The organism is Pseudomonas piscis (genome assembly GCF_009380155.1).
Lineage (GTDB): Bacteria > Pseudomonadota > Gammaproteobacteria > Pseudomonadales > Pseudomonadaceae > Aquipseudomonas > Aquipseudomonas piscis.
On sequence record NZ_WHUV01000006.1, the window covers coordinates 214,442 to 240,689 of the forward strand.

The window sequence follows — 26,248 nt, forward strand, 5'->3', positions numbered from 1 at the left end:
GCTCCATAAAACCCCCATGGCGGCGCCCCAGACTCTCCTGCATTCACACAGGGAGAGCCCCATGAACCGAAATCTGTCCTTCAAGCTCGGGGCCATTGCCCTGTTGATCATCTTGTTGATGATCCCGCTGCTGCTGATCAGCGGCCTGATCGGCGAGCGCCAGCAACTGCGCGATGGCGTGCTCGAGGATATCGCCCGCAGTTCCAGCACCCAGCAGCAGCTTCGCGGCCCGGTGCTGGTGGTGGATTACCGCAAGACCGTGCGCACCTGGAAAACCGACCAAAAGACCAAGAAGCGCTATCAGGAGGTGGGCGAAGAGCAGGGGCGCATGTTCTTCCTGCCGGAGCAGTTCGAGCTGGACGGCAAGGTGCAGACCGAGCTGCGCGCCCGGGGTATCTACGAGGCGCGGCTGTTCCACGCCGACAACCACATCAGTGGCCAGTTCGTGGTGCCCGAGCAATACGGGATCAAGGAGGATTTTGCCGACTACAAGTTCGACCAGCCATTCCTGGCCGTGGGTATCAGTGATATCCGTGGGATCGAGAATGCCCTGCAACTGCAGCTCAACGGCCAGGTCCTGGATTTTGCCCCGGGCACTTTCGTCAGCTGGCTGGATGAAGGGGTGCATGTGACGTTGCCACCCCTGGACCTGAGAAAGGCCAGTCGCCTGGACTTCGCCTTCGACCTGCGCCTGCAGGGCACCGGCCAGTTGGCGGTGCTGCCGGTGGGCAAGACCAGCAAGGTCCTGCTGACGGCCAACTGGCCGCACCCGAGCTTCATCGGCAACTACCTGCCGGTACGTCGGGAAGTTACCGAGAAAGGTTTCTCGGCCATCTGGCAGACCTCGTTCTTCTCCACCAACCTGGAACATGCCATGCAGCGTTGCGCATTCGGCAGCCAATGCCAGGGCTTCAACAGCCGCAGCTTCGGCGTGAGTTTCATCGATCCGGTGGACCAGTACCTCAAGAGCGACCGGGCGATCAAATACGCCTTGCTGTTCATCGGCCTCACCTTCGCCGGCTTCTTCCTCTTCGAAGTGCTCAAGAGCCTGGCGGTTCACCCGATACAGTACGGCCTGGTGGGCGTGGCGCTGGCGTTCTTCTACCTGTTGCTGCTGTCGTTGTCCGAGCACCTGGGCTTCGAGTTGGCCTATGGCGTGTCGGCCACGGCCTGTGTGGGGTTGATCGGTTTCTATGTCAGCCATGTGCTGCGCAGCTGGCGTAACGGCGCGATGTTCGCAAGCGCCCTGGCTGCCTTGTATGGCCTGCTCTACGGCCTGTTGAGCGCGGAGGACTACGCGCTGCTGATGGGCTCGTTGCTGCTGTTCGGCCTGTTGGGCGTGTTCATGGTGCTGACCCGCAAGCTGGACTGGTACGGCGTTGGCCAGCGCAAGGAGACGCAACCGCTTAACTTCGACCTGGGGGTGATCCGTGAGTAGGTCGTTGGGGTTGCGTGAGGATCAGCGCCAGCGAGAGAACCTGGCGCTGCGGATTGCCGGCTTGTTTCCAGCCGATGCCTGGTGGTTGCTGCGCCAGCCGGCCGGTCCCGGAAAACCGCTCGGGCCAAGCACGGCGCGGCGCCCCGGGCCCGACCGGTTGACCGACTAGACCGGCGGCTGGGTCGCCAGCAACGAGGCGCGCTGGCTGGCCTCGGCATACCAGTCGGCGAGCCGGGGCTGGGCCTGGCGCCATTGCAGGTCCGGGTGGCGAAAATCCAGGTAGCCCAAGGCGCAGGCGACACTGATGGCGGCGATGTCGAAGTGGCTGGCCAGTTCGGCGATGGCTTCGGCTTCCAGTTCCGCCAGGGCACGGCGGATCTTGTCGCGCTGGCCTTCGAGCCACGCTTGCGATTGGGTTTCGGGGGTGCGCAGGGTCTGTTCGTAGCGCACCAGCACCGAGGCATCCATGATGCCGTCGGCCAGGGCCGCGAGGGTCAGGCGCCGCCAGCGGGCCGAGCCCTCGCGGGGGAGCAGCGGGTTGCCGACGTGCTGCTGGTCGAGGTACTCGAGGATCACCCGGCTGTCGTACAGCACTTGGCCGTTGGCCAGGCGCAGGGCGGGGATCTTGCCCAGGGGGTTGTCCTGGTTCAGCGCGGCATCCGGCTTGATCGGGGTCAGCTGGCAGTCATGCAGGGCGACTCGATCCAGCTGCCCGGTTTCGTGCAGCAGCACCATGACTTTGCGCACATAAGGTGATGCCGGGTTGTGGAACAGCGTCATGCTGGGGATGGACATGAATATTCCTCGGATAAGGGGAGCGACAGCTCTCGCCCGAGGATCTTAGCGCAGCCGGTGGCACAGGCCACAGTTGCGCATGGATATGGACCAGGAGTAGTGGATGCGCAGTTCTTATCTTCGGCATGGGCTGATCAGCCTGGCCCTGACCTTGCTGGGGGCCCTGACGGTGTACCTGGCCTTGCAGTACGAGTTTCGCCGCAAGGGCGAGGGCGAGCCGGAGCTGATCATGGCGTTCGCCTACATGGCCTGGTACTGGGCCCTGCCGGCACTGGCGCTGCCGGCCCTGGGCTGTGCCCTGCTGGGCCTGCGCGGTCCGGCTCGGGTGCCCCGTCCCTGGCGCTGGGCGCTGGCCGCCAGCTACGTACCGTTGCTGGGGCTGGCGCTGTTCAGCGTGCTGGTGGCCATCGAGGCGCTGCTGGAAAACCGTGGGTTCATCCCGGTGATGCTGGTCGGCCTGGTGCTGTCCATGTACCTGTGGCGCGGTTTTCCTCCCGCCGGGGTCAAGCCGCGCCCTGGCGCTTGAACAGGCCGCGCAGGGCGATCAGCGCCGGCAGGCCCAGGCCGATCCAGCTGAGGCTGTCCCACAGGCCGTCGCCCAGCAATGCCGCGAACAGCCCGACGGCGCTGAGCAGGCCGATGGCCAGGGGCGCGGCGAAGACCTTCCAGAAGCTCGCTTGACGGCGTTTCATGGGCGCACCTCCGGTGACGGCCTGGCGGCTCGACGGCGGACGATCCACAGGTACAGGCCGCTGCCCAGGACGATGATGGTCAGCACGTCCATCACGGCCCACAGCACCTTCATCGGCATGCCGCCGTAGTCACCGAAATGCAGCGGTTGCGACATGCCCATGGCATCCATGTACCAGGGGCGGCCGGCCACGGCGGTGACTTCCAGGGTGCTGGCGTCGATCAGCACCGGAGTCAGCAGGTGCGAGGTCAGGTGGCTGTCGCCCTTGAGGAACACCGCATAGTGATGCTCGCTGGAGAAGCGCGTGCCGGGGAAGGCGATGAAGTCCGGTTGCATGCCCGGAGCCGCGTCCCGGGCGATGTCCAGCAAGCGACTGGCCGGCGCCAGCGTTTGCAGCGGCGGCGCATCGCGGTAGGGCGCGACCATTGTCGCGAGGCTGTCGTTGCGCCAGGCGGCGATGATCAGGTCGGCGCAGGCGCTGATCACCCCCGTCACCCCCACCACCAGGGCCCAGGTCAGGGTCACCACGCCGATCAGGTTGTGCAGGTCGAGCCAGCGCAGGCGGCGGGACTTGTCCTGGCGCACGGTGGCGAATTTCAGGCGGCGCATGAACGGCAGGTAGAGCACGGTGCCGGAGATGATCGCCAGCACGAACAGCACGCCCATGAAGGCCAGCAGCAACTTGCCCGGCAACTCGGCGAGCATGTCCACGTGCAGGCGCAGGATGAACATCATCAGGCCGTCGTTGGCCGAGGGCGTCTCCAGTGCCTCGCCGGTACGGGCGTCGAGCATGAAGGTATAGGAGAGGTTGGGATCGGTGCCGGCGGTCTTGGCCATGATGGTGGTCACGCCGTTGGGCTCGTCTTCGTCCCAGCCGAAGTACTGCAGGACCTCGCCCGGCCGATGGGCCTCGGCGGCCTTGACCAGTTGCTGCAAGTCCAGGCGCGGTGTATCGGCAGGCATCTCACGCAACTCGGGGGCGTTGCCCAGCAGGTGGTCGATCTCGTGGTGGAAGATCAGCGGCAGCCCGGTGAGCGCCAGCATCAGCAGGAACACTGTGCAGATCAGGCTGGTCCAGGTGTGGATGAAGGACCAGCGGCGGATGGTTGTGCTTTTCATGGAGCATCCAGATGCAAAAGGGCCACGGCAGTGCCGTGACCCTTGTTTCAACGGGTAGTGATCAGCCGATTACCACTTGTAGTTGACGCTGGCCATGACGTTGCGGCGGTCGCCGTAGTAGCAGTAGGTGCCGTCGCAGGTCGACATGTATTCCTTGTCGAACACGTTGTTGGCGTTCAGAGCCACGCTGGCGCCCTTGAGCGAATTGCTCAGGCGTCCCAGGTCATAGTGCACGGCGGCATCGTAGACGGTGTAGGAGTCGGTATGACCGTCGGATTTGTTGGCGACATAGGGCAGGCTGCCCGCAGGGATATTGTTGGTCTCACCGATGTAGCGGGCACCGAAGCCTACGCCAAAGCCATCCAGCAGGCCGTTGTGCCAGGTGTAGTCAGCCCAGACCGCTGCCTGGTTCTCCGGGGTGATGGGCAATGGACGGTTCTTGTCCTGAGGGTCGCCGACCTTGGTCATCTTGCTGTTGGCATAGGTGTAGGAGGCGGTCAGCTTGAGGTTCTCGTTGACGTTACCCACGGCCTCCAGCTCGAAACCACGCACCTTGACCTCACCCAATGGCCGGCTGACGCCCAGGTTGTCGGTAAGCACGATGTTCTGGCGGGTCAGGTCATATACCGCAGCGGTGAACAGCATCTCGCTGCCTGGGGGCTGGTACTTGAGGCCCAGTTCGTACTGCTTGCCGGTGCTGGGCTCGAAGGCTTTGCCGGTGCTGCTGCCACCGGCTTCGGATTGGAAGGACTCGGCGTAGGAAACATAGGGCGTGAAGCCTGAATCGAAGACATAGCTCAGCGCCGCGTTGCCGGTGAAGGCGTGGTCGTCGCGTTTGTCACGGGGCTGGTTGTCGATGTTGTAGAACTTGGTATCGGTGTGCAGCCAGTCCTGGCGGCCGCCAAGGGTCAGGCGCCAGTTGTCCAGAGCCATCTGGTCTTGGAGGTACAGCCCGGTGCCCTGGCGCTTCTGGTTGTAATCGTTGAACGCGGAATAGCTGACCTTGCTGAAGTCCTGGTCGTAGATCGGGCGGATGATGTTGCTGGTGGGGGCCTCGCCGTACAGCCACTTGTAGTTGGTGTTGATGCGTTGGTGATCGAGGCCTAGCAACAACGTGTGCTTGAGTTCACCAGTGTTGAAGTCGGCCTGGAAGTTGTTGTCCACGGCGAACTGGCTGATGTCTTCGTTGACGATGTTGGCCCCACGGCGGACCGTGCCATCCGGGCTTACAGCCTGGTCGGGCTTGTTGGGCCAATAACCGCCGCCAGCGGTGATGCCCTGGAACGACAGGTCGCTCTTGGTGTAGCGCAGATTCTGACGGAACTGCCAAACGTCATTCATGCGGTGCTCGAAGGCATAACCCAGCGCGTAATAGGTCTTGTCGTAGAACTCCCAGCTCGGATCGCCGAGGTTCTTGTGGTATTTGATTTTGCCTGCGGGGGTCGCCAGCTTGGTGCCTTGCAGTGGCAGGAACTGGCTGGTGATACCGGTATCGTCACGGTTGAACTGGCTGAGGAAGGTCAGCTTGGTGTCTTCATCGATGTTCCAGGTCAGGCTGGGAGCCAGGTTGTAGCGTTTGTCCTGGTTGTGTTCGATGGCGGTGTTGGCATCGCGGACTACACCACTGACGCGGTACAGGAAGCGGCCTTCGTCATCGATGGGGCCTGTGCTGTCGAAGCTGATCTGTTTGCGTTGATAGCTGCCGATCTGCAATTGCACTTCGTGGCTGGCGATTTCTTCAGGGCGACGGCTGACCATGTCCAGCAAGCCTCCCGGAGGCGTCTGGCCGTAGACCGACGACGCCGGCCCACGCAGCAGGGCTACTCGTTCAAGGTCCCAGGTTTCCATCTTCGGCATGGTGTAGGTGCCCTTGGGGAGCGGCAAACCATCGAGGAATTGGGTGGGTTCGAAGCCTCTTACGGTCAGCCACTCTGCACGGCTGTCGCTGCCATAGCTGCTGGCGGTGACGCCGGGCATGTAGCGCACGGCGTCATCGAGGTTTTGCACGGCGCGGTCAGTCATCTGCTGACGGGTGGCGACGGAAATCGAGCGTGGCACTTCCCGCAGTTCCGTGTCGGTCTTGGTTCCCGCTGCGGTACGAGTGGCGGCATAACCTTCCACGGGGCCCCAGGCGGTTTCATAGCTGCCTTGGCCACTGATATTGGTTTCCGGCAGGGCCACGACGCCGTCCGGTGCGGCCACCAGGCTGTAGGTGCCGGCGCTGCTGTGCTGCAGTTGCAGGCCAGTGCCGCGCAAGGCTTCGCGCAGGGCGCCGGCGGCGTCGAACTGGCCCTGGACCGGGGCCGAGGTCTTGCCGGCCGCCAGGGACGGATTCAGGCTCAGGGCCAGGCCGGCCTGGCTGGCGATCTGGTTCAGGGTGCTGGCCAGGGGCGCCGCCGGCAGGTTGTAGGCGCGCACGCTGGAGGACTGCTCGGCCGCCATCAGCAACGGGCTGGCCAGGGGGGCGCTCAGGGCAATGGCAATGGCCAGCAGGCTGGGGCGCAACAGGGTGTCTAGGGGGCGGGACATACGGCGGCTCCTGGATGGAAATGTTTCGCAATTGCCTATGAGCCGGACGAGATTCGAAAAGTGATAGGGCGAATTGAAAATAATTTAGATTTGCGAAAGAAGGGCAGTCGCCCACCGGCTCCAAGGCAAGTTGGAGTCGGCGGGCAAAGGAGGTGTCAGGGCTTGAGATCGGCCTTGGCGACGACGTTGACCCACCAGTCGGTGCGCCGCTCGATCTGTACCGGCAGGGTCGGCAGCAGGGCGTCGAGCGCCAGGTCGGTGTTGTGCAGCGGGAAGCTGCCGGTGATGCGCAGGTCGGCCACTTCGGGGGCGACGCCCAGGTAGCCGTGGCGATAACGGCCCAGCTCCTGGATCAGGTCGCCCAGGCGGGCGTTGTCCACCACCAGCATGCCCCGGCTCCAGGCATCGGCGCCCAGGGCCAGGGCCTGTGGTGCTTGCAGGCCATCGCGCTGCATCAGTACCTGCTGGCCTTCCTTGAAGACTTTTTCGTCCTGGCCGTCCTGGGGCCGTGCGGCCACCGCCGATTGCAGCACGCCCAGGCGCGTGCCCTGGTCTTCGCGCTTGACCAGGAACCGGGTGCCCAGGGCCCGTAGCCGGCCGTCGCGGGTTTCGACGATGAACGGGCGACTGTCGCCGTGCCCGGTTTCGATCAGGACCTCGCCTTCCTGCAGGATGATGCGCCGCTGCTTGTCATCGAACCGCACGTCCAGCGCGCTGTGGGTATTGAGGTTGACCAGGGTGCCGTCGGACAGGCGCAGCATGAGCTGCTCGCCGGTCCCGGTGCGCTGGTCGGCCAGCCAGTAGTCCAGCGGCAGGTAGTGCTGCTCGAGGAACAGCGCCAGGCCTCCCACCAGCACCACGCTGGCGATCCCGCGGCCAAGCTTGCGCACGCGCCGGCGCAGGCCTTCGCGCGATTGCGCCAGGGCATTGCGCGCCGGGCCAGGAGCCAGGTTGAAGCGTTGGTCGAGCATGCCCAGTTGGCGCCAGGCGCGGGCGTGTTCTTCATGGGCGCAGTGCCATTTGGCGAACTCTTCGTGCTCCAGGGCACTGCCGCCGCCGTCCAGCGACAGCTGCCAGGCGATGGCGGCATCCAGCACTCGGGCGGACACCGGTTTGGAACTGATGGGGGTCATGTCGGCTCCCCGTAGAGGGCGATATAGCATTGGCGGATGCCCTGGGCCAGATACTGGCGGACCCGGGGCACCGAGACCCCGAGACGGGTGGCGATCTCGGCGTGGCCCAGGCCATCGAGGCGGTTGTAGAGAAAGGCCGCGCGGGCCTTGCTCGACAGTTTATCGAGCAGGCGGTCGATAGTCTTGAGGTCTTCGAGGATCATCTGCTGTTCTTCCGGCGAGGGCTGTTCGGTCTCGGGGATCAGCAACAGCTCGTTGAGATAGGCCTGCTCCAGGGCGGCGCGGCGGAAGTGATCGAACAACAGGCCCTTGGCCACCGCTACCAGGAAGGCCCGGGGCTCGCGGGGGGGCTTGAGTTCTTCGCGGCCCAGCAGGCGCACGAAGGTGTCCTGGCTCAGGTCTTCGGCGCGTTGGGCGCAGGCCACGTTGCGTCGCAGCCAGGCCAGCAGCCAACCACGATGGTCGCGGTATAGCGCACCAACCAACTCATTGCGGGGGCTTGGGACTGACGACAACGGGAATCACCCAGGGAGAAGTTTCAAATAACGAGAATTATTCGCGATTGTGGCAGAGGCGAAACAGTGGCGCAATTCACGCTGGTCGGCTGTCTTGTCGCTGAGGATCGCGGGTGCTCAAGGCAAGGTTCTTGTTGTGGCGAGGGCGCAAGCACGCCCAAGGCGTTGTGCCAGCTAGCCCCGGGACTCAGGTGCTACGACCGCTGCGCGACCGAGCGCGAGCACGCTCCCTCGCCACAGTAGGGTGGATCAGAACGAGGGGGCCTGCTGCCGGCGCTTCCACTGGCTGAGGCGCTGTTGCAGGTTCAAGGGGCTGTGGATCTGTTGCTGGCGTGCGCGGTGAAACAGGATCAGCGCCAGCTCGGCGGTGGCCAGGGCGTCGGCCGCGGCGTGGTGACGCTCCACCACCTGGAGCTTGAAGCCGTTGACCCAATCGTCCAGGCCGGCGTCGCGGATATGGAACTCCGGACACAGCAGGGGTGCCATGTCCGCCACGTCGAGAAAGTCGTGCTGCAGGCGGTAGCCCAGGCTGTCCTTCAGTGCCCGAGCGAGCATGTGCTGGTCGAAGGGTGCATGGAACGCCAGTAGCGGGCTGTCGCCGACGAACTCCATGAAATCCAGCAGGGCCTCGATCGGATCGCTGCCGGCCGCGATGGCGCTGGGACCCAGGCCATGGATCAGCACGCTGGGGCTGAGCTTGTGGCCCTCGCGCTGCAAGGTGCGCTCGAATTGCTGGCGGAAGTCGATGGCGCCGTCCTCGATCGCCACCGCGCCAATGGACAGGACCTGGTCGCGATTGAGGTTCAGGCCGCTGGTTTCCACGTCCACCACCACCCAGCGCTGTTCGCGCAGGCTGCCTTCGCCCAGTGGGGCGAAGGCTGGCAGGCGCTCGCGGCGCAACTGCTGTTCGCCGTTCAAGACGCTGGCCGCCGGGCGAAACCAGTTGAACAGGCTCATAGCTGGTACCGCAGGGCCAGGCTGCTTTGCAGGCGCTGGGCCTGGCGCAGGGACTCACGGAGGATGCGCCGGTCCAGGTGGTTGAGGCTGTCCGGGTCGAGCCGGTTGGAGTAGGGCTGGTTGTCCCGGGTCTGGCGCTGGTGCTGCTGCATGCGGGTCTGCTGGATGAAGTGGTAGGCCTCTTCATAGGCGGCGCCATCGAGTGGCTCGACGACTTGCTTGGACACCAGTTGGCGCAGGCGCTCCAGGGTGTTGATGGCGCCGATGCCGTTGGCCAGGGCCAGCAGCCGGGCGCCGTCGACGAAGGGCGTGAGGCCCTGGACCTTGAGGTCGAGGGTGGCTTTCTCGCCGTTCTTTTTGGCCAGCACGAATTCGCGAAAGCGCCCCACCGGTGGCCGCTGGCGCAGGGCGTTCTCCGCCAGCATGCGCTGGAACAGGCGATTGTCGGCCACTTGGTCGAGGATCCCGCGGCGCAGTTGTTCGGCGCCTTGTTCGTCGCCCCAGACCACTCGCAGGTCGAAATAGATGCTCGAGCCCAGCAGGTTCTCCGGGGTCGCCTCGCGGATGAACGCCGCAAAGCGCCGGGCCCACTCGGCGCGGGACAGGCACAGCTCGGGGTTGCCGGCCATGATGTTGCCCTTGCACAGGGTGAAACCGCACTGGGCCAGGCTGTGGTTGATCTGCTGGGCGATGGGCAGCAGCTTGCCGCGGATCTCGGCCGCGTGGGCCGCATCCCGGGCCTCGAACAGGATGCCGTTGTCCTGGTCGGTGTGCAGGGTCTGTTCGCGCCGGCCTTCGCTGCCGAAGCACAGCCAGCTGAAGGGCACGCCCGGGTCGCCCTTGTCGGCCAGGGTCAGTTCGATCACCCGGCACACGGTGTGGTCGTTGAGCAGGGTGATGATGTGGGTGATCTGGGTCGACGAGGCGCCGTGGGCCAGCATGCGCTCCACCAGTTGGCCGATCTCGCCGCGCAGGGCCACCAGGTGCTCCACCCGTGGGGCATTGCGGATGGTCCGCGCCAGGTGCACCAGGTCGACCCGTTGCAGGGAGAACAGATCGCGCTCGGACACCACGCCGCACAGGCGCTGTTCCTTGACCAGGCAGACGTGGGCGATGTGGCGCTCGGTCATGGCGATGGCCGCGTCGAAGGCGCTGTGGTCCGGGCTGAGGAAGAACGGCGCCTGGGTCATGTGGCGGTCGATGGGCTGGTTGAGATCCTGGCTGCCGTCGGCCACCACCTGGCGCAGATCGCGCAGGGTGAAGATTCCCAGGGGCGCCTTGTGCTCGTCCACCACCACGATGCTGCCCACCTGCTGTTCATGCATCTGCGCCACGGCTTCGCGCAGTGGCGTGGCCGGCGAGCAGGTCACGGGATGGCGCATGGCCAATTCGCCTAGGCGGGTGTTCAGCGAGTATTGGGTGCCGAGGGTTTCCACCGCCTTGCGCTTGACCTGCTGGTTGACCTGGTCGAGCAGGCTGCTGACCCCACGCAGGGCGAAATCGCGGAACTCCGCCGACAGGGCGAACAGCTTGATGAAGGCGCCCTTGTTCAGTTGCAGGCAGAAGGTGTCTTCGGCGGCCCGGTGTTCGGTGCGTGTGGCTCGCTCGCCCAGCAGCGCGGCCAGGGGAAAGCATTCGCCGGTGGTGATCTCGAAGGTGGTCTCGGTGCTGCCCTTGGCGGCGTGGGTACGTTCGCCCACCACCCGGCCCTGCTTGACGATATAGAAGTGCTCCACCGGGCCGTCGGCCGGCTTGATGATGCTGTCGCCGGGGCCGTAGAAGCGCAGCTGGCATTGTTCCACCAGGTAGGCCAGGTGCAGGTTTTCCATCTGGTTGAAGGGCGGGAAGCGTTGCAGGAACTGCACCGTGCCCTGGATGTTCTGTAGTACCGCGGTCTTCCCGGCCTGGGTGAAGGCGTCCGTTTTACTCATGACGATTACCGCAATCTTCTTGGATTTGTTGTGTTCGGATCCCGGTAATAGTCGGCCCAGGTGCCCGCCAGCGCCCATTGGACGTAAGTCTAGGTGCGACATGCCGCGCGGGCGTCTGGCGCGGGCTGTGTTGCAGGTGGCGGCGGTCAGCGTTCACGGGGGCCGGACATTTGGCTTTGAGCCGCTGGCGATCGATGCAAAAAAGCTCTGATCAAGATGCTTGGAAATTTTTCCGACGAAGTGCACATTGGAGGCCTGCCTGGCGATGTCTGACCACTGTGCTAGGTGATTCGATCCTGTAGAGAACTGTATGTCCGACCACGATATCTTGAGCGATGCCGAGCGCGAGGCGCTGAGTGCCGTCATGCTGGAACCCGACCTGCCGCCGCAGCGGGTGCTGATTGCCGATGACGACAAGGATGCCCGCGAGCTGCTTTCGGAAATACTCGGTCTCGATGGCATTCGCTGCATGACCGCGGCCAGTGGCAAGGCGGCGTTGGAGATGCTCGAGTCGAACAAATCCATCGGCTTGCTGATCACCGACCTGCGCATGGCGCCCTGCAGTGGCCTGGACCTGATTCGCCAGGTGCGCGAATCGGAACGGGCGGCCCTGCCGATCATCATCATTTCCGGCGACGCCGATGTGCGCGACGCCATCGCCGCCATGCACCTGAGCGTGGTGGACTTCCTGCTCAAGCCCATCGATACCAGCAAGCTGCTGGCGCTGGTCAAGCATGAGCTGGGCGTGGTGCTGTAGCGCCACCAGCACGACGAGCAGGCATGAAAAAGCCCCGGTCATGGACCGGGGCTTTGCTTTACCGCTGGCGCTGCGTTGTTACAGGCCGTTCTTGGCCTTGAACTCACGACGGCGACGATGCAGGACCGGCTCGGTGTAGCCGTTTGGCTGCTTGGTGCCTTCGATCACCAGTTCCAGGGCGGCCTGGAAGGCGATATTGCTGTCGAAGTTCGGGGCCAGTGGGCGGTACAGCGGGTCGGCGGCGTTCTGCCGGTCGACCACCGGGGCCATGCGCTTGAGGCTTTCGATCACCTGTTCGCGGGTCACCACGCCGTGGCGCAGCCAGTTGGCGATGTGCTGGCTGGAGATGCGCAGGGTGGCGCGGTCTTCCATCAGGCCGACATCGTTGATGTCCGGCACCTTGGAGCAGCCCACGCCCTGGTCGATCCAGCGCACCACGTAACCAAGGATGCCCTGGGCGTTGTTGTCCAGTTCGTTCTTGATCTGTTCCGCGGTCCAGTTGGTGTCGGGAGCCAGGGGAATGCTCAGGATGTCGTCCACCGAAGCGCGGGCGCGCTTGGCCAGCTCGGCCTGGCGGGCGAACACGTCGACCTTGTGGTAGTGCAGCGCGTGCAGCGCGGCGGCGGTCGGCGATGGCACCCAGGCGGTGTTGGCGCCGGCCAGCGGGTGGGCGATCTTTTGTTCGAGCATGGCGGCCATCAGGTCGGGCATGGCCCACATGCCCTTGCCGATCTGCGCGCGGCCTTGCAGGCCGGTGGACAGGCCGATGTCGACGTTCCAGTTCTCGTAGGCGCCGATCCATTTCTCGGCCTTCATGTCGGCCTTGCGCACCATGGCGCCGGCTTCCATGGAGGTGTGGATCTCGTCGCCGGTACGGTCGAGGAAGCCGGTGTTGATGAACACCACGCGCTCGCTGGCAGCCTTGATGCAGGCCTTGAGGTTGACCGTGGTACGGCGCTCCTCGTCCATGATCCCGACCTTCAGGGTATTGCGCGGCAGGGCCAGGACGTCTTCGATGCGGCCGAACAGTTCATTGGTGAACGCGGCTTCTTCGGGGCCGTGCATCTTCGGCTTGACGATGTACACCGAGCCGGTACGGCTGTTCTTGCGCGAGGTATTGCCGTTGAGGTTGTGGATCGCCGCCAGGCTGGTGACCAGGCCGTCGAGGATGCCTTCCGGCACTTCGTTGCCGTGCTGGTCGAGGATCGCGTCGATGGTCATCAGGTGGCCGACGTTACGCACGAACAGCAGCGAGCGACCATGCAGCTTCAACGACGAGCCGTCGACGCCGGTGTATTCGCGGTCGGCGTTCATGGTGCGGGTGAAGGTGTTGCCGCCCTTGGCCACTTCCTCGGCCAGGTCGCCTTTCATCAGGCCCAGCCAGTTGCGGTAGATCACTACCTTGTCGTCGGCATCGACCGCGGCGACCGAGTCTTCGCAGTCCATGATGGTGGTCAGGGCCGCTTCCATCAGCAGGTCCTTGACCCCGGCGGCGTCGGTCTGGCCGACGGGGCTTGCGGCGTCGATCTGGATCTCGAAGTGCAGGCCGTTGTGCTTGAGCAGGATCGCGGTCGGCGCCGCGGCATCGCCCTGGTAGCCGACCAGCTGGGCGTCGTCGCGCAGGCCGCTGTTGCTGCCGCCCTTGAGGGTCACCACCAGCTTGCCGCCGGCGATCTTGTAGTTCACCGAGTCGACGTGGGAGCCGGCGGCCAGGGGCGCGGATTCATCGAGGAAGGCGCGGGCGAAGGCGATGACCTTGTCACCGCGGACCTTGTTGTAGCCTTTGCCCTTTTGCGCGCCATCGGCTTCGCTGATGGCGTCGGTGCCGTACAGCGCGTCGTACAGCGAGCCCCAGCGGGCGTTGGAGGCGTTGAGGGCGAAGCGGGCGTTCATCACCGGCACCACCAGCTGCGGGCCGGCCATGCGGGCGATTTCTTCATCGACGTTCTGGGTAGTGGCCTGGAAGTCCGCCGCTTCCGGCAGCAGGTAGCCGATGTCTTGCAGGAAGGCTTTATAGGCTACGGCGTCATGGGCCTGGCCGGCACGGGACTGGTGCCAGGCATCGATCCGCGCCTGGAAATCATCGCGTTTGGCGAGTAGGGCTTTGTTCTTGGGCGCCAGGTCGTGGATGACCTTGTCGGCACCTGCCCAGAATGCGTCGGCGGTGAGGCCGGTACCGGGAATGGCTTCGTTGTTCACGAAGTCGAACAGGACTCTGGCGACCTGCAGGCCACCGACTTGAACGTGTTCAGTCATTGCTTGCCTCACTCTGCTCAGCTATTTCGCTTTTCAGCTCTTCAAATTAACAATGAAGCCGGCGGCCATTTAAAACACAACCTTGTTCACCAGTACATGCCATCGCTGGCGGCTGGGTGCTTCCAATCAACGGCGGAGCCTAGCTGACGGGGATCGCGGGGGTTGTGATCAAGCCTTGGCAGACATCGTTCCAACATTATGTAGTGCGCGCTGCGGCATACTACATGATGAACTGCGGTTGTGAAAATTAGACTAAATACGTCGTTTCGCGACTCGCCAGTGCAATGCGGTCACGCTGGGAAGCTTGGTGTTCGCAAAAAGCCGAAGGATTGTTCCACATAAATACAAAAAGTTGTACACGATTTGCATTCCTGGTCTACCGGCCCCTTTTCCGGGCCTCGACCGGAGGCTCCGGGTGCGGCCTGCAAGCCTGCCTATAATTGCTCTTCCACCCCCAAAAAGAGGGCTGCGCCATGGACCATCTGGTTCTCACGGTATTCGCTGCGGACAAGGCCGGCCAGGTCGAACGCATTGCCCAGTGCATAGCCGCCCACGGTGGCAACTGGCTGGAAAGCCGCCTGTCGCGGATGGCCGGGCAATTCGCCGGAATCCTCCGGGTGGCGGTGCCGGCCGAAGCCTACGATGAGCTGGTGGATGCCTTGCAGGGGCTCTCGGCCCAAGGCATCCGCGTGCTGATCGCCGAAAGCGGCATCGAGCAATCATGCACCTGGAAACCCATCGCCATGGAGCTGGTGGGCAACGACCGCCCGGGGATTGTCCGGGATATCACCCGCCTGCTGGCGGAGCAGGGGGTCAACCTGGAGCGGTTGGTGACCGAGGTGCGGCCGGCGCCCATGAGCAGCGAGCCGCTGTTCCACGCCGAGGCCATCCTGGCGGTACCCCTGACCCTGTCGCTGGAAGTCTTGCAGGCGCGCCTGGAGAGCCTGGCCGACGACCTGATGGTGGAATTGGTGCTGCGCAGCGAAGGCTGAAGGCGGTTGGCTGGGTTATCCCGATAAAGCGTGCATGCGCCTGTGGATAACCTGTAGAGAGCGGGCGCTGGCCCAGTGGCATCGCGGCTTTGCGTGAATTGATCAAAAAACCGGCAATTTCAAGGGCTTGTGCACAAATGGCGGGGACCAGGTTGTGGATAAGCTTGGGAAGAACCGCCGCAGGCCACAGGGGACGTGGCCTGCAGATGGTTGATCGTTTATTGATCAGCTGCGTCCGCGCAGGCTCAGCCAGGCATCGACGCTGTACACCGCCAGACCTGCCCAGATGAACATGAAGGCCACCAGGGTGCTGGAGGACAGTTGCTCGCCGAACAGCAGTACCGCCTGCAGCAGCACCAGGGTCGGGGCCAGGTACTGCAGGAAACCCAGGGTGGTGTAGGGCAGGTCCCGGGCCGAGGCGTTGAAGCACACCAGCGGGATCAGGGTCACCGGGCCGGCTGCCACCAGCCACCAGGCCTGGGAACTGGCCCAGAACGCGGCATGGGCGCTGCTGGCATCGGGGTGCAGCAGCAGCCAGGCCAACGCGATGGGCACCAGCATCCAGGTCTCCACCACCAGCCCGGGCAGGGCCTTGACCGGCGCCTGCTTGCGGATCAGGCCGTAGAAACCGAAGCTCAGCGCCAGCGCCAGCGACACCCAGGGCAGGCTGCCCAGTTGCCATACCTGCTGCGCCACCCCGACCGCCGCCAGCAGCACCGCCAGCCATTGCAGGCGGCGCAGGCGCTCACCGAGGATCAACATGCCCAGCAGCACGTTGATCAAGGGGTTGATGTAGTAGCCGAGGCTGGCTTCGACCATGCGCCCGTTGTTCACCGACCAGACGTAGGTCAGCCAGTTGGCGGCGATCAGGGTGCCGCTCAGGGCCAGGATCGCCAGGCGCCGGGGGTTGTCCCGTAGTTCGCGCCACCAGCCGGGATGCTTCCAGACCATCAGCAAAAGGCCGCCGAACAGCGCTGACCAGAGCACCCGGTGGACGATGATTTCCACGGCGGGCACGCTGGCGATGGCTTTGAAATAGAGCGGAAACAGGCCCCAGATGATGTAGGCGGTCAGGCCCAGTATGTACCCGCGGCGCAGGTTGGCGGCTTGCATGGAGAATCCTTGCTTAGGCAACTAACAAAGGCGCGATTGTAAGGACAAATGTCTAGACCTGTCCTGACTTTTCCCCGCCCGTGCCGTGGCCATCGCGCCCTTCAGAACAGCCGCAGCGGTTCCTCGTCGAGCGCCGCCAGTTGCTCGCGCAAGGCCAGTACCTGGTCGCCCCAGTAACGTTCGCTGCCGAACCAGGGGAAGCTGCGAGGGAACGCCGGGTCGTCCCAGCGCCGCGCCAGCCAGGCGCTGTAGTGCATCAGGCGCAGGGCCCGCAGCGGTTCGACCAGGGCCAGTTCCCGTGGGTTGAAATCGTGGAATTCGCTGTAGCCGTCCATCAGTTCGGACAGCTGGCCGAGGCGCTCCTGGCGATCGCCGGCGAGCATCATCCACAGGTCCTGCACCGCAGGGCCCATGCGACAGTCGTCGAGGTCGACGATATGGAACACCTCGTCGCGGCACATCAGGTTGCCGGGGTGGCAATCGCCATGCAGGCGGATGTTCTGGTGCGGGGTGGCCTGGTAGAGGGTTTCCACACGCTTGAGCAAGTCACGGGCGACGGACTCGTAGGCCGGCAACAGGCTCTTGGGTATGAAACCGCCTTGCAGCAAGGCCGCCAGGGAGTCGTGGCCGAAGTTCTGCACCCCCAGGGCCTCGCGGTGGCTGAACGGCCGGTTGGCGCCGACGGCGTGCAGGCGACCCAGCAGTTGCCCGAGGCGGTAGAGCTGGTCGAGGTTGCCCGGCTCCGGGGCGCGGCCGCCACGTCGCGGGAACAGGGCGAAACGAAACCCCGCATGCTCGAACAGGCTGCGGCCTTCGTGGACGATCGGCGCCACCACCGGCACTTCGCATTCGGCCAGTTCGAAGGTGAAGCTGTGTTCTTCGAGGATCGCCTCCTCGCTCCAGCGTTGGGGCCGGTAGAACTTGGCCACCAGCGGCTCGCCCTGGTCGATGCCGACCTGGTAGACGCGGTTCTCGTAGCTGTTGAGGGCCAGGACCCGGGCGTCGCTGAGAAAGCCGATGCTTTCCACGGCGTCCAGGACCAGGTCGGGGGTGAGGGTATCAAACGGGTGCGACATGCTTACTCCTGCGCGCAGCAGGCTGCCGCGTCCGGCCCAGCATGGTAACGCAGACGGGCAGGCCGGTGGAGGGCGCTGTGGCGCCTGCCTTGGCCAGGGGCAGGCGCGGGTTCGGCACGGGGTTGGATCAGGCGCCGATGATGCCGCCGTCTTCCCGGGTAATGGCCATCACCGAAGAGCGCGGCTTGCCGTTGGGCAAGTGCTCGGGGAAGGTCGAGCCGCCATTTTCCCCGGGGTGCTGGATGCCCACGAACAGCGTCTTGTAGTCCGGGGCGAAGGCGATTCCGGTGACTTCGCAGCCCACCGGCCCGACCATGAAACGGCGGATCTCGCCGCTGTCGGGATCGGCGCAGAGCATCTGGTTGTTGCCCATGCCGGCGAAGTCGCCGCTGTTGCTGTAGTCGCCGTCGGTGAGGATCCACAGGCGCCCGGCCTTGTCGAAACCCAGGCCATCGGGGCTGTTGAACATGTTCTGCGGGGTGATGTTGGCGGAACCGCCCTTGGGCTTGCCGGCGTGCACGCCAGGGTTGCCGGCGACCACGAACAGATCCCAGGAAAAGTTCAGCGAGCCATGGTCGTCGCCACCGGTGCGCCAGCGCAGGATCTGCCCATAGACGTTCTTCTCCCGCGGGTTGGGGCCGCCCACCGGCATGCCGTCCTCACCGCGCTTGGAGTTGTTGGTCAGGGTGCAATAGACCTGGCCATCCTTGGGGCTGACCACGATCCATTCCGGGCGATCCATGCGTGTGGCCTGGACCACGCTGGCGGCCAGGCGGGCCTGGATCAGCACCTGGGCCTGGTCGGCGAAGCCGCTGCTGGCGTCGATGCCGTTCTTGCCGTGGGTCAGCTCGATCCACTGGCCCTGGCCCTTGGGCCGGTCCGGGTTGCCGTCGCCGGCGTCGAAGCGCGCCACATACAGCGTGCCGTGGTCCAGCAGGTCACGGTTGGCCTTGGGGTTACGGTGGTTGATGCGATCGCGGGTGATGAACTTGTAGATGAACTCGCCGCGTTCATCGTCGCCCATGTAAACCACTGCGCGGCCATCGCGGGTTTGCGCCAGGGCGGCGTTCTCATGCTTGAAGCGGCCCAGGGCGGTGCGCTTGGTCGGGGTCGATTGCGGATCGAAAGGGTCGATCTCCACCACCCAGCCGTGGCGGTTGAGTTCGTTGGGGTTCTTGGCCAGGTCGAAGCGCGGGTCGTGCTGGTGCCAGTTGATGTCGCGGCTGGCCACCGAGGCGCCGTAGCGCTTCTGGGCCGCGTCGAACTTGTGCTCGGCGTTGCTGCTGCCGAAGCAGTCGGTGAAGTTCTCTTCGCAGGTCAGGTAGGTGCCCCACGGGGTCTTGCCGTTGGCGCAGTTCTGGAACGTGCCCAGGACTTTCTTGCCCTTGGGGTCGGCGCTGGTCTTGAGCAACGGGTGGCCGGCGGCCGGGCCGCTGAGGCGGATCGGCGTGTTGCCGTGGATGCGCCGGTTGTAGCGCGAGCCCTGGACGAACTGCCACTGGCCGTTCTTGCGTTGCACCTCGATCACCGACACGCCTTCGCTGGCCTGGGCCTTGTGCACGTCTTCGGCCGACTGTGGCAGGCCGCCATGGGGATAGAGGTAGCGGTAGTTGGTGTACTCGTTGTTGATCGCCATCAGCGCCCGATGCCGGTCATCCGGGAAGGCGAACAGGCTCATGCCGTCGTTGTTGTCGCCGAACTGCACTTCCTGGGCCAGGGCGGTGCCGTTGCCGCTGGGGTCGAAGGCCGGGCCGTTCTTGTGCAGTGGCTGGCCCCAGCTGATCAGCGCCGAGGACTTGTAGCCCGGTGGCAGGGTGATGGTGTCGCTGGTGGCGCTGGGGATGCTGGCAAAGCCCAGCAGCTGGCCGTTGCCGGCGCTGACTCCAGCGGCCAGGGCGCTGCGGCTCAGCAGGTTGCCGCCCAGGAACAGGGCCGCGCCGCACAGGGCGCCGGCACCGATGAAGCCGCGGCGGCTGAGGCCGACGATCTGTTCCAGGTCGGTGGGTTGGTCTTCTTCTAACAGGCTCATATCAGGCTCCCTGCGGGTTTTTGCAGCCACCTTAATGAGCACCGATGACGAATTTGTTGCAGTGCCGAGCCCCGGGATCAGGGCGTACGGGAGCTGGGGGCCAGGGTCAGAGCGGGGTGCCCAGCAGCACATGGGACGGCGAGAACTGCACCTGGACCGGCCGCTCCTGCGCCAGGTCCAGGGTTTTCAGCAGCAGCGGTTCGGCCAGGGCGCAGAGGACCTGGCCATTGGGCAGGGCGATGCGGACTTCGCAGGGGCCATCCTCGGCATCGAGGATCCGCTCGATGATACCGGTCAGGTAATTGTGTCCAGTTGTTACTGGGTCGCCGACGGCTTGCACATCCAACCAGCCAGCCTTGATCAGCGCCACCACCTGGGTGCCGGGCGCCAGCTCCAGGCGCTGGGTGCTGTCGTGGGTGATCCGGGCCTTGAGCCGCACCCCCTCGGGCAGTTCCAGGCTGACCAGGTCGTTGCAGCCATGGGGTTCGATCCCGTGGACCTTGCCGTGCAGCTGGTTGCGTGCGCTGGTGCGCAGCATCAGGCGTCCCAGCAAGTCGAGATCGCTGGCGTCTTCAGCGGCCTCCAGTACCTGGGCCTGCAGCACCTGCAGGCGCTGGTAGAGACGCAAGACCCGCTCGCCCTCGGCGGACAGCCTGGCGCCACCGCCGCCCTTGCCGCCGACGCTGCGTTCCACCAGTGGGTTCTGGGCCAGGTTGTTCAGCTCGTCGATGGCGTCCCAGGCCGCCTTGTAGCTCAGCCCGGCGCTTTTCGCCGCACGGGTGATGGAACCCTGCTCGGCGATGTGTTGCAGCAGCGCGATGCGTTGCGGGCGGCGGACGATGTGCTGGGTCAACAAAGTGGGCAGGGACATGGCAAGAGCGCTTCGGGCACGGAAGATGGACAGGAAGTTTGCGGCTTGAGCCGCGAGAGTCAAGTCAGGCCTCGGGCCTGGGAGTGCGGGCCAGGCAGTAGACGTCCACCCGCCTGGCTCCGGCAGCGACCAGCAACCGGGCCAGGGCCTGGGCGGTGGCGCCCGTGGTCAGCACGTCGTCCACCAGCGCCAGGTGGCGGCCGGCGATCCGGGCATCGGGGGCCAGGCTGAAGGCGCCGCGCAGGTTGCGCTGGCGGGCCCGGGCATCCAGTCCTTGTTGCGCGGGAGTGTCCAGGGTGCGCAGCAGCAACCGCGCTTCTACCGGCAGCTTCAGGTGTTGTCCAAGCCAGTGGGCGAGCATCCCGGCCTGGTTGAACCCCCGCTGGCGCAAGCGCCGACGGGATAAAGGCACTGGCACCAGGGCATCCGGGCTGGGTAGGTCTTCATCGAAGCGATAAAGCAGGAACTGCACGAGAAGTTCGGCCATCAGCCGGCCAAAAGGCCATTTCTCATGGTGCTTGAAGCGGCTGATCAGGCTGTCCACCGGGAACTCGTAGCGCCAGGGCGCTATGACCCGTTCGAATGCCGGTGGCCGTTGCAGGCATTGACCGCAAGCCGGGCCGGGAGCCGGCAGTGGCAGGGCGCAAATGGGGCATTGGCTGCCGAGCCAGGGCATTTCGTCCAGGCAAGGCGCGCAGAGCGCCTGGGGCGAATCGCTGGGTTCGTCACAGAGCAAACAGGTTTGTTTGTTTTTTAGCCAGATGTAAACCTGCGGTTTTCTTTCTGGTTGACAGCTCATGGCGGCTTCCTTAAATATGCCGAACATCCGTGTTGCGGCTGTGGACTTTCCCTGTCCCGCATCGCCTGCCAAGCATAATCAAGGAACCGCCCATGAGCGCCAGCACCACCGCCACCCTGCGTCATGACTGGACTTTGGCTGAAGTCAAAGCCCTGTTCACCCAGCCGTTCAACGACCTGCTGTTCCAGGCGCAGACCGTGCACCGCGCGCATTTCGACGCCAACCGGGTCCAGGTTTCCACCTTGCTGTCGATCAAGACTGGCGCCTGCCCGGAAGATTGCAAATATTGTCCGCAGTCCGGTCACTACAACACCGGCCTGGAAAAGGAAAAGCTCCTGGAAGTGCAGAAGGTCCTGGAAGAGGCCGCCCGGGCCAAGGCCATCGGCTCCACGCGCTTCTGCATGGGCGCGGCCTGGAAGCACCCGTCCGCCAAGGACATGCCCTACGTGCTGGAGATGGTCAAAGGGGTCAAGGCCATGGGCCTGGAGACCTGCATGACCCTGGGCCGCCTCGACCAGGAGCAGACCGAGGCCCTGGCCCTGGCGGGCCTGGACTACTACAACCACAACCTCGATACCTCGCCGGAGTTCTACGGCAACATCATCACCACCCGCACCTACAGCGAGCGCCTGCAGACCCTGGCCTATGTACGCGATGCCGGGATGAAGATCTGCTCCGGCGGCATCCTGGGCATGGGCGAGTCCCTGGACGATCGTGCCGGCCTGCTGATCCAGTTGGCCAACCTGCCGGAGCATCCGGAGTCGGTGCCGATCAACATGCTGGTGAAGGTGGCCGGTACGCCGCTGGAGAATGCCGAAGAGGTGGATCCGTTCGATTTCATTCGCATGCTGGCCGTGGCGCGGATCCTCATGCCCCAGTCCCATGTGCGGCTGTCCGCCGGTCGTGAGGCGATGAACGAGCAGATGCAGGCCCTGGCGTTCTTCGCCGGCGCCAACTCGATCTTCTACGGCGAAAAACTGCTGACCACCGCCAACCCGCAGGCCGACAAGGACATGCAGCTGTTCGCCCGCCTGGGGATCCAGCCTGAAGCGCGTGAAGAGCACGCCGACGAAGTGCACCAGGCGGCCATCGAGCAGGCCCTGGTGGAGCACAAGAGCAGCGAGCAGTTCTACAACGCCGCCGTCTGACCCCAGGCTGACGTCATCCCCGCCGCCGCGGGCGACTCCAGGGCCGCTGAGGATCCCGCAGGGACTTCGGCGCCCGGTCGCCTGCGATGTTGGATTTCTTCCCGATCATCGAGGCCAGCATGTCTTTTGATCTTTCCGCGCGCCTCGCGGCCCGCCGTGCCGAGCATCTGTATCGCCAGCGCCCCTTGCTCGACAGCCCCCAGGGGCCGCAAGTGGTGGTCGACGGCCAGCCGCTGCTGGCGTTCTGCAACAACGACTACCTGGGCCTGGCCAGTCATCCACAGGTGATCGAAGCCTGGCGGGCCGGTGCCAGCCGCTGGGGCGTGGGCGGTGGCGCCTCGCACCTGGTGGTGGGCCATAGCGGTCCGCACCATGCTCTGGAGGAGGCCCTGGCCGAACTCACTGGAAGGCCCCGGGCCTTGTTGTTCAGCACCGGCTACATGGCCAACCTCGGGGCGGTCACGGCCCTGGTGGGACAGGGCGATACGGTGCTGGAAGACCGTCTCAACCATGCTTCGCTGCTGGATGCCGGCCTGCTCAGTGGCGCGCGCTTCAACCGCTATCTGCACAACGATGCGGCCAGCCTGGCCAAGCGCCTGGAGAAGGCTACCGGCAATACCCTGGTGGTCACCGACGGCGTATTCAGCATGGATGGCGATGTGGCCGACCTGCCGGCCCTGGCCCGTGAAACCAAGGCCCGAGGCGCCTGGCTGATGGTCGACGACGCCCACGGCTTCGGCCCCCTGGGTGCCAATGGCGCAGGGCTGGTGGAGCATTTCGGCCTGAGCCTGGATGAAGTACCGGTGCTGGTGGGTACCCTGGGCAAGGCTTTCGGTACGGCTGGCGCCTTCGTCGCCGGCAGCGAGGAGTTGATCGAGAGCCTGATCCAGTTCGCAAGGCCCTATATCTACACCACCAGCCAGCCACCGGCGTTGGCCTGCGCCACCTTGAAAAGCCTGGAGCTGCTGCGCAGCGAGCACTGGCGGCGCGAGCACCTGGCGAGCCTGGTCCGCCAGTTCCGCCGGGGCGCCGAGCAGATCGGCCTGGAGCTGATGGACAGCTTCACCCCGATCCAGCCGATCCTGGTCGGCGACAGTGCGCGAGCCATGGCGCTGTCGCAGAAACTGCGCGAGCGCGGGATCCTGGTCACCGCCATTCGCCCGCCGACGGTGCCGGCCGGCAGTGCCCGGTTGCGGGTGACGCTGTCTGCCGCCCACAGCGAGAGCCAGGTGCAGCTATTGTTAGACGCATTGGCCGATTGTCACGGTGAACTGCAAGTGGAGCCGAGCCATGCGTGATCGACTGATCCTGTTGCCCGGCTGGGGGCTGGGCGTGTCGCCCCTGGAGCCCCTGGCTGCAGCGTTGCAGGGGCTGGACCAGCACCTGCGGGTACAGGTCCAGCCGTTGCCGGAACTGATGTCCAGCGACCCGGACGATTGGCTGGATGAACTGGACGACGCGCTGCCGGACGATGCCTGGCTGGGTGGCTGGTCCCTGGGCGGGATGCTGGCCTCGGCGCTGGCGGCCCGTCGTGGTGAACGGTGCTGCGGGCTGCTGACCCTGGCCAGCAATCCCTGCTTCGTCGCCCATGCGCAGTGGCCGAGCGCCATGGCCCAAGACACCTTCGCCGCCTTCCTGGCGGGCTGTGCCGCCGACCCGCAAGGCACCCTCAAGCGTTTCTCGTTGCTCTGTGCCCAGGGCGCCCTCGACCATCGCGGCTTGTCCCGGGCGTTGTCGGGGGGCGCGCCGGTGTCCCGGCCACAGGTGTTGCTGGCGGGTCTTGAATTGTTGGCGCGGCTCGATACCCGCGAGGCCTTGCAAGGTTTTCGTGGGCCTCAGTTGCACCTGTTCGCCGGGCTCGATGGCCTGGTACCGGCTGAAACGGCCGCCGAGTTGCTGGCGTTGTTGCCGGATGTGGAAGTTGGCCTGATCGAACAGGCCAGCCACGGTTTTCTTCTGGAGGCCCCCCATGGAGTGGCGGGTGCGATCCAGGCGTTCTTGCATGAGTCCGGTGATGACTGATCTGTCTATTCCTGTGCTGGCCACCGGCTTGCCTGACAAGCGCCAGGTGGCGGCTTCGTTTTCCCGCGCAGCGGCCAGCTACGACAGCGTGGCCGAGTTGCAGCGGGCGGTTGGCCAGCAGTTGCTGAGCCGCCTGCCTGCTGACTGGACCCCCGGACGCTGGCTCGACCTGGGCTGCGGCACCGGGCATTTCAGCCGGGCGCTGGGGGAGCGGTTCGCGGGTAGCCAGGGCCTGGCCGTGGATATCGCTGAAGGCATGCTCCAGCACGCACGGCCCCTGGGTGGTGCCGAGTACTTCATTGCCGGGGACGCCGAGCGCCTGCCATTGCAGGCGGCCAGTTGCGAGTTGATCTTCTCCAGCCTGGCGGTGCAGTGGTGCGCCGATTTTGCCGCAGTGCTCAGCGAGGCCCGGCGGGTGCTCAAGCCTGGCGGCGTCCTGGCGTTCGCCAGCTTGTGCGTGGGGACCCTGCAGGAGCTGCGCGACAGCTGGGGGCAGGTGGACGGGCAGGTGCACGTCAACCGCTTCCGTGCTTTCGAGCGCTATGGCCAGTTGTGCGATGCCAGTGGCTTGCGGGTGCGTAGCCTGGAGCGGGTGCCCCATGTCCTGCATTACCCGGATGTGCGCAGCCTGACCCACGAACTCAAGGCCCTGGGGGCGCACAACCTCAACCCTGGCCGTCCTGGTGGTTTGACCGGACGGGCGCGCATCGCCGGATTGATCGCCGCCTACGAGGGCTTTCGCCAGGCCAAGGGGCTGCCGGCGACTTACCAGGTAGTCCATGCCGTATTGGAGAAACCACTATGAGTCCGGCCTATTTCATCACCGGCACCGACACCGAGGTGGGCAAGACCACCATCGCTGCCGGCTTGCTGCATGCCGCGCGACTGGCCGGGCTGAGCACGGCGGCGGGCAAGCCGGTGGCGTCCGGTTGCGAGTTGACGGCCAAGGGCTTGCGCAACGCCGATGCCTTGGCGTTGCAAGCGCAGGCGTCGTTGCCGCTGAGTTATGAAGAGGTCAATCCGCTCGCCTTCGAGCCGGCGATCGCTCCACACCTGGCCGCACGCGAGGCGGGCGTGGCACTGACGGTGCAGTCGCTGTTGCTGCCCATGCGCCACGTCCTGGCCAAGGGGGCGGATTTCACCCTGATCGAAGGCGCGGGTGGCTGGCGCGTGCCCCTGGCGGGCCAGGATAATCTCTCGGACCTGGCCATGGCCCTGGGGCTGCCGGTGATCCTGGTGGTGGGCGTGCGGCTGGGGTGCATCAACCATGCCTTGCTGACTGCCGAAGCCATTGCCCGGGACGGTCTGCAACTGGCCGGTTGGGTGGCCAACATCGTCGATCCGCAGACCTCTCGTCTGGAAGAGAACCTGGCGACCCTGGCCGAGCGCCTTCCCGCGCCGTGCCTGGGCAGGGTGCCCCGGCTCAGGCTGGCTGGGGCCGCGGCGGTGGCCGAACACCTGCAATTGGACTTGCTGGACTAGATTTTGCCTATGACAGGGCAGATGGCCATTAGTGTTTTTGACGGGTGTTTTCTTGACGGGTCTGCTTCAATTGGCAACGTCATCCATTTTCCAGGTCGAGTCATCCCATGGAAATTTCCGGGAACAGCGCTTACTACGCCGGGCTGAACGCGATTCAGACCGGGCAGAACCGGGTCGATCAAGCCGCTGGCCAGATCGCCAGCACCGCCGTCGAGCGTTCCGCCAGCAGCCAGTCGTCGGAGCTCCAGGTCAATCGCCTGCGTGGCGTGGACCGCAGCCAGGAGTCGGACGTGGCCAGCAGTGTGGTGGAAATGTCCGCCGGCAAGTTCCAGGTCGAACTGGGCGTCAAGGTCGCCAAGGCCTCGGATGAAGCCCTGGGTACGCTGATCGACACCTACGCCTGATCGTCTTTTCGTTGAAGCCCGGCCCCCGTTTTCGGGGGCCGGGCTTTTTCATGCCTGCCTTTATGCCATTTCCTCGGCTGATTTCCCTCGCTGACTGATTGCCGGCGACCCGGCTTCTACACTTCATGGCAGTGCCGTGGGCTTTGGCCTGCGCGGGTGTTACATGCCGATGACGAAAGGTATTTGTCCGA

24 protein-coding genes are annotated in these 26,248 nt (G+C 65.0%); 10 read left to right on the plus strand and 14 right to left on the minus strand.

The genetic code is table 11. From position 1 onward, the window contains the following. The first annotated feature begins 61 nt into the window (after positions 1-61). On the plus strand, positions 62-1,438 hold the full coding sequence (gene creD, locus GDH07_RS28365; RefSeq protein WP_152899525.1) for a cell envelope integrity protein CreD: 1,377 nt from the start codon (positions 62-64) through the stop codon (positions 1,436-1,438). Positions 1,439-1,603: 165 nt separating this feature from the next. Here creD and GDH07_RS28370 read toward each other — a convergent pair whose 3' ends face one another. Then, positions 1,604-2,233: a glutathione S-transferase N-terminal domain-containing protein gene (locus GDH07_RS28370; protein WP_152899526.1), complete on the minus strand. Its 630-nt coding sequence runs from the start codon at positions 2,231-2,233 to the stop codon at positions 1,604-1,606. A 103-nt stretch (positions 2,234-2,336) separates the two neighbouring features. Between GDH07_RS28370 and GDH07_RS28375 the strand changes: the two genes are divergently transcribed. Further along, positions 2,337-2,759, plus strand: a complete 423-nt coding sequence (locus tag GDH07_RS28375; RefSeq protein WP_022641478.1) for a hypothetical protein — start codon at positions 2,337-2,339, stop codon at positions 2,757-2,759. Here GDH07_RS28375 and GDH07_RS28380 read toward each other — a convergent pair. The 7 genes from GDH07_RS28380 to GDH07_RS28410 form a co-directional block, all read right to left on the minus strand. Beyond that, complete coding sequence (locus GDH07_RS28380) at positions 2,737-2,925, minus strand: hypothetical protein (protein WP_152899571.1); 189 nt, start codon at positions 2,923-2,925, stop codon at positions 2,737-2,739. The genes GDH07_RS28375 and GDH07_RS28380 overlap by 23 nt on opposite strands. Then, positions 2,922-4,043, minus strand: coding sequence for a PepSY-associated TM helix domain-containing protein (locus GDH07_RS28385; RefSeq protein ID WP_152899527.1), 1,122 nt, complete (start codon positions 4,041-4,043; stop codon positions 2,922-2,924). Before GDH07_RS28385 ends, GDH07_RS28380 begins: the two co-directional genes overlap by 4 nt. Positions 4,044-4,112: 69 nt before the next feature. Next, the gene (locus GDH07_RS28390) at positions 4,113-6,572 is read right to left on the minus strand and encodes a TonB-dependent siderophore receptor (RefSeq protein WP_152899528.1); all 2,460 of its coding nucleotides are present in this window, start codon (positions 6,570-6,572) and stop codon (positions 4,113-4,115) included. 155 nt (positions 6,573-6,727) lie between these two features. After that, a complete protein-coding gene (locus GDH07_RS28395; protein ID WP_022641474.1) occupies positions 6,728-7,705 on the minus strand; it encodes a FecR family protein in 978 nt (325 codons plus the stop codon). Next, positions 7,702-8,220 (minus strand): RNA polymerase sigma factor, encoded by a 519-nt coding sequence (locus tag GDH07_RS28400; RefSeq protein WP_152899529.1) that lies wholly within the window; start codon positions 8,218-8,220, stop codon positions 7,702-7,704. The genes GDH07_RS28395 and GDH07_RS28400 overlap by 4 nt, the downstream gene beginning before the upstream one ends. 249 nt (positions 8,221-8,469) lie before the next feature. Further along, positions 8,470-9,177 carry a 3'-5' exonuclease gene (locus tag GDH07_RS28405; protein ID WP_152899530.1) on the minus strand — a complete coding sequence of 236 codons (708 nt, stop codon included), beginning with the start codon at positions 9,175-9,177 and terminating at the stop codon, positions 8,470-8,472. Then, entirely contained in the window at positions 9,174-11,108 is a 1,935-nt protein-coding gene (locus GDH07_RS28410) for a putative nucleotidyltransferase substrate binding domain-containing protein (protein ID WP_152899531.1), read from the minus strand. The genes GDH07_RS28405 and GDH07_RS28410 overlap by 4 nt, the downstream gene beginning before the upstream one ends. A gap of 310 nt (positions 11,109-11,418) precedes the next feature. Here GDH07_RS28410 and GDH07_RS28415 point away from each other — a divergent pair, with 310 nt between their 5' ends. Continuing rightward, positions 11,419-11,865, plus strand: a complete 447-nt coding sequence (locus tag GDH07_RS28415) for a response regulator (RefSeq protein ID WP_022641470.1) — start codon at positions 11,419-11,421, stop codon at positions 11,863-11,865. Between the two features lie 78 nt (positions 11,866-11,943). Here GDH07_RS28415 and GDH07_RS28420 read toward each other — a convergent pair whose 3' ends face one another. Further along, positions 11,944-14,121: a malate synthase G gene (locus tag GDH07_RS28420; protein ID WP_152899532.1), complete on the minus strand. Its 2,178-nt coding sequence runs from the start codon at positions 14,119-14,121 to the stop codon at positions 11,944-11,946. 473 nt (positions 14,122-14,594) lie between these two features. Between GDH07_RS28420 and GDH07_RS28425 the strand changes: the two genes are divergently transcribed. Then, the gene (locus tag GDH07_RS28425; protein ID WP_022641468.1) at positions 14,595-15,113 is read left to right on the plus strand and encodes a glycine cleavage system transcriptional repressor; all 519 of its coding nucleotides are present in this window, start codon (positions 14,595-14,597) and stop codon (positions 15,111-15,113) included. A gap of 225 nt (positions 15,114-15,338) precedes the next feature. On the opposite strand, the gene rarD is transcribed toward GDH07_RS28425, so the two are convergent. The 5 genes from rarD to GDH07_RS28450 all read right to left on the minus strand — a co-directional run bounded on the left by rarD (position 15,339) and on the right by GDH07_RS28450 (position 21,001). Beyond that, positions 15,339-16,226, minus strand: a complete 888-nt coding sequence (gene rarD, locus GDH07_RS28430; RefSeq protein WP_152899533.1) for an EamA family transporter RarD — start codon at positions 16,224-16,226, stop codon at positions 15,339-15,341. A 101-nt stretch (positions 16,227-16,327) separates the two neighbouring features. After that, positions 16,328-17,302 (minus strand): serine/threonine protein kinase, encoded by a 975-nt coding sequence (locus GDH07_RS28435; RefSeq protein ID WP_152899534.1) that lies wholly within the window; start codon positions 17,300-17,302, stop codon positions 16,328-16,330. Between the two features lie 127 nt (positions 17,303-17,429). Beyond that, complete coding sequence (locus GDH07_RS28440) at positions 17,430-19,331, minus strand: PhoX family protein (RefSeq protein WP_152899535.1); 1,902 nt, start codon at positions 19,329-19,331, stop codon at positions 17,430-17,432. Positions 19,332-19,437: 106 nt separating this feature from the next. After that, entirely contained in the window at positions 19,438-20,202 is a 765-nt protein-coding gene (locus GDH07_RS28445) for a TOBE domain-containing protein (protein ID WP_085599094.1), read from the minus strand. Between the two features lie 64 nt (positions 20,203-20,266). Next, on the minus strand, positions 20,267-21,001 hold the full coding sequence (locus tag GDH07_RS28450) for a ComFC family protein (protein ID WP_152899536.1): 735 nt from the start codon (positions 20,999-21,001) through the stop codon (positions 20,267-20,269). Between the two features lie 92 nt (positions 21,002-21,093). On the opposite strand from GDH07_RS28450, the gene bioB reads away from it, so the two are divergent. From bioB to GDH07_RS28480, 6 genes are all read left to right on the plus strand, one after another. Next, positions 21,094-22,149 carry a biotin synthase BioB gene (bioB, locus tag GDH07_RS28455; RefSeq protein ID WP_022641463.1) on the plus strand — a complete coding sequence of 352 codons (1,056 nt, stop codon included), beginning with the start codon at positions 21,094-21,096 and terminating at the stop codon, positions 22,147-22,149. A gap of 119 nt (positions 22,150-22,268) precedes the next feature. Further along, the gene (gene bioF, locus GDH07_RS28460; protein WP_152899537.1) at positions 22,269-23,447 is read left to right on the plus strand and encodes an 8-amino-7-oxononanoate synthase; all 1,179 of its coding nucleotides are present in this window, start codon (positions 22,269-22,271) and stop codon (positions 23,445-23,447) included. Beyond that, positions 23,440-24,171 carry an alpha/beta fold hydrolase gene (locus GDH07_RS28465; protein WP_152899538.1) on the plus strand — a complete coding sequence of 244 codons (732 nt, stop codon included), beginning with the start codon at positions 23,440-23,442 and terminating at the stop codon, positions 24,169-24,171. The genes bioF and GDH07_RS28465 overlap by 8 nt, the downstream gene beginning before the upstream one ends. Beyond that, complete coding sequence (gene bioC / locus GDH07_RS28470) at positions 24,164-24,976, plus strand: malonyl-ACP O-methyltransferase BioC (RefSeq protein WP_022641461.1); 813 nt, start codon at positions 24,164-24,166, stop codon at positions 24,974-24,976. Before GDH07_RS28465 ends, bioC begins: the two co-directional genes overlap by 8 nt. Then, entirely contained in the window at positions 24,973-25,653 is a 681-nt protein-coding gene (gene bioD / locus GDH07_RS28475) for a dethiobiotin synthase (protein WP_022641460.1), read from the plus strand. Before bioC ends, bioD begins: the two co-directional genes overlap by 4 nt. A 107-nt stretch (positions 25,654-25,760) precedes the next feature. Beyond that, positions 25,761-26,057: a hypothetical protein gene (locus GDH07_RS28480; RefSeq protein WP_053137675.1), complete on the plus strand. Its 297-nt coding sequence runs from the start codon at positions 25,761-25,763 to the stop codon at positions 26,055-26,057. Positions 26,058-26,248: the final 191 nt, after the last annotated feature.

What these genes read in the sequence shown, in the direction of transcription:
- creD (WP_152899525.1), top strand. Translation starts at nt 62, where the DNA reads ATGAACCGAAATCTGTCCTTCAAGCTCGGGGCCATTGCCCTGTTGATC.
- GDH07_RS28370 (WP_152899526.1), bottom strand. Translation starts at nt 2,233, where the DNA reads ATGTCCATCCCCAGCATGACGCTGTTCCACAACCCGGCATCACCTTAT.
- GDH07_RS28375 (WP_022641478.1), top strand. Translation starts at nt 2,337, where the DNA reads ATGCGCAGTTCTTATCTTCGGCATGGGCTGATCAGCCTGGCCCTGACC.
- GDH07_RS28380 (WP_152899571.1), bottom strand. Translation starts at nt 2,925, where the DNA reads ATGAAACGCCGTCAAGCGAGCTTCTGGAAGGTCTTCGCCGCGCCCCTG.
- GDH07_RS28385 (WP_152899527.1), bottom strand. Translation starts at nt 4,043, where the DNA reads ATGAAAAGCACAACCATCCGCCGCTGGTCCTTCATCCACACCTGGACC.
- GDH07_RS28390 (WP_152899528.1), bottom strand. Translation starts at nt 6,572, where the DNA reads ATGTCCCGCCCCCTAGACACCCTGTTGCGCCCCAGCCTGCTGGCCATT.
- GDH07_RS28395 (WP_022641474.1), bottom strand. Translation starts at nt 7,705, where the DNA reads ATGACCCCCATCAGTTCCAAACCGGTGTCCGCCCGAGTGCTGGATGCC.
- GDH07_RS28405 (WP_152899530.1), bottom strand. Translation starts at nt 9,177, where the DNA reads ATGAGCCTGTTCAACTGGTTTCGCCCGGCGGCCAGCGTCTTGAACGGC.
- GDH07_RS28410 (WP_152899531.1), bottom strand. Translation starts at nt 11,108, where the DNA reads ATGAGTAAAACGGACGCCTTCACCCAGGCCGGGAAGACCGCGGTACTA.
- GDH07_RS28415 (WP_022641470.1), top strand. Translation starts at nt 11,419, where the DNA reads ATGTCCGACCACGATATCTTGAGCGATGCCGAGCGCGAGGCGCTGAGT.
- GDH07_RS28420 (WP_152899532.1), bottom strand. Translation starts at nt 14,121, where the DNA reads ATGACTGAACACGTTCAAGTCGGTGGCCTGCAGGTCGCCAGAGTCCTG.
- GDH07_RS28425 (WP_022641468.1), top strand. Translation starts at nt 14,595, where the DNA reads ATGGACCATCTGGTTCTCACGGTATTCGCTGCGGACAAGGCCGGCCAG.
- rarD (WP_152899533.1), bottom strand. Translation starts at nt 16,226, where the DNA reads ATGCAAGCCGCCAACCTGCGCCGCGGGTACATACTGGGCCTGACCGCC.
- GDH07_RS28435 (WP_152899534.1), bottom strand. Translation starts at nt 17,302, where the DNA reads ATGTCGCACCCGTTTGATACCCTCACCCCCGACCTGGTCCTGGACGCC.
- GDH07_RS28440 (WP_152899535.1), bottom strand. Translation starts at nt 19,331, where the DNA reads ATGAGCCTGTTAGAAGAAGACCAACCCACCGACCTGGAACAGATCGTC.
- GDH07_RS28445 (WP_085599094.1), bottom strand. Translation starts at nt 20,202, where the DNA reads ATGTCCCTGCCCACTTTGTTGACCCAGCACATCGTCCGCCGCCCGCAA.
- GDH07_RS28450 (WP_152899536.1), bottom strand. Translation starts at nt 21,001, where the DNA reads ATGAGCTGTCAACCAGAAAGAAAACCGCAGGTTTACATCTGGCTAAAA.
- bioB (WP_022641463.1), top strand. Translation starts at nt 21,094, where the DNA reads ATGAGCGCCAGCACCACCGCCACCCTGCGTCATGACTGGACTTTGGCT.
- bioF (WP_152899537.1), top strand. Translation starts at nt 22,269, where the DNA reads ATGTCTTTTGATCTTTCCGCGCGCCTCGCGGCCCGCCGTGCCGAGCAT.
- GDH07_RS28465 (WP_152899538.1), top strand. Translation starts at nt 23,440, where the DNA reads ATGCGTGATCGACTGATCCTGTTGCCCGGCTGGGGGCTGGGCGTGTCG.
- bioC (WP_022641461.1), top strand. Translation starts at nt 24,164, where the DNA reads ATGACTGATCTGTCTATTCCTGTGCTGGCCACCGGCTTGCCTGACAAG.
- bioD (WP_022641460.1), top strand. Translation starts at nt 24,973, where the DNA reads ATGAGTCCGGCCTATTTCATCACCGGCACCGACACCGAGGTGGGCAAG.
- GDH07_RS28480 (WP_053137675.1), top strand. Translation starts at nt 25,761, where the DNA reads ATGGAAATTTCCGGGAACAGCGCTTACTACGCCGGGCTGAACGCGATT.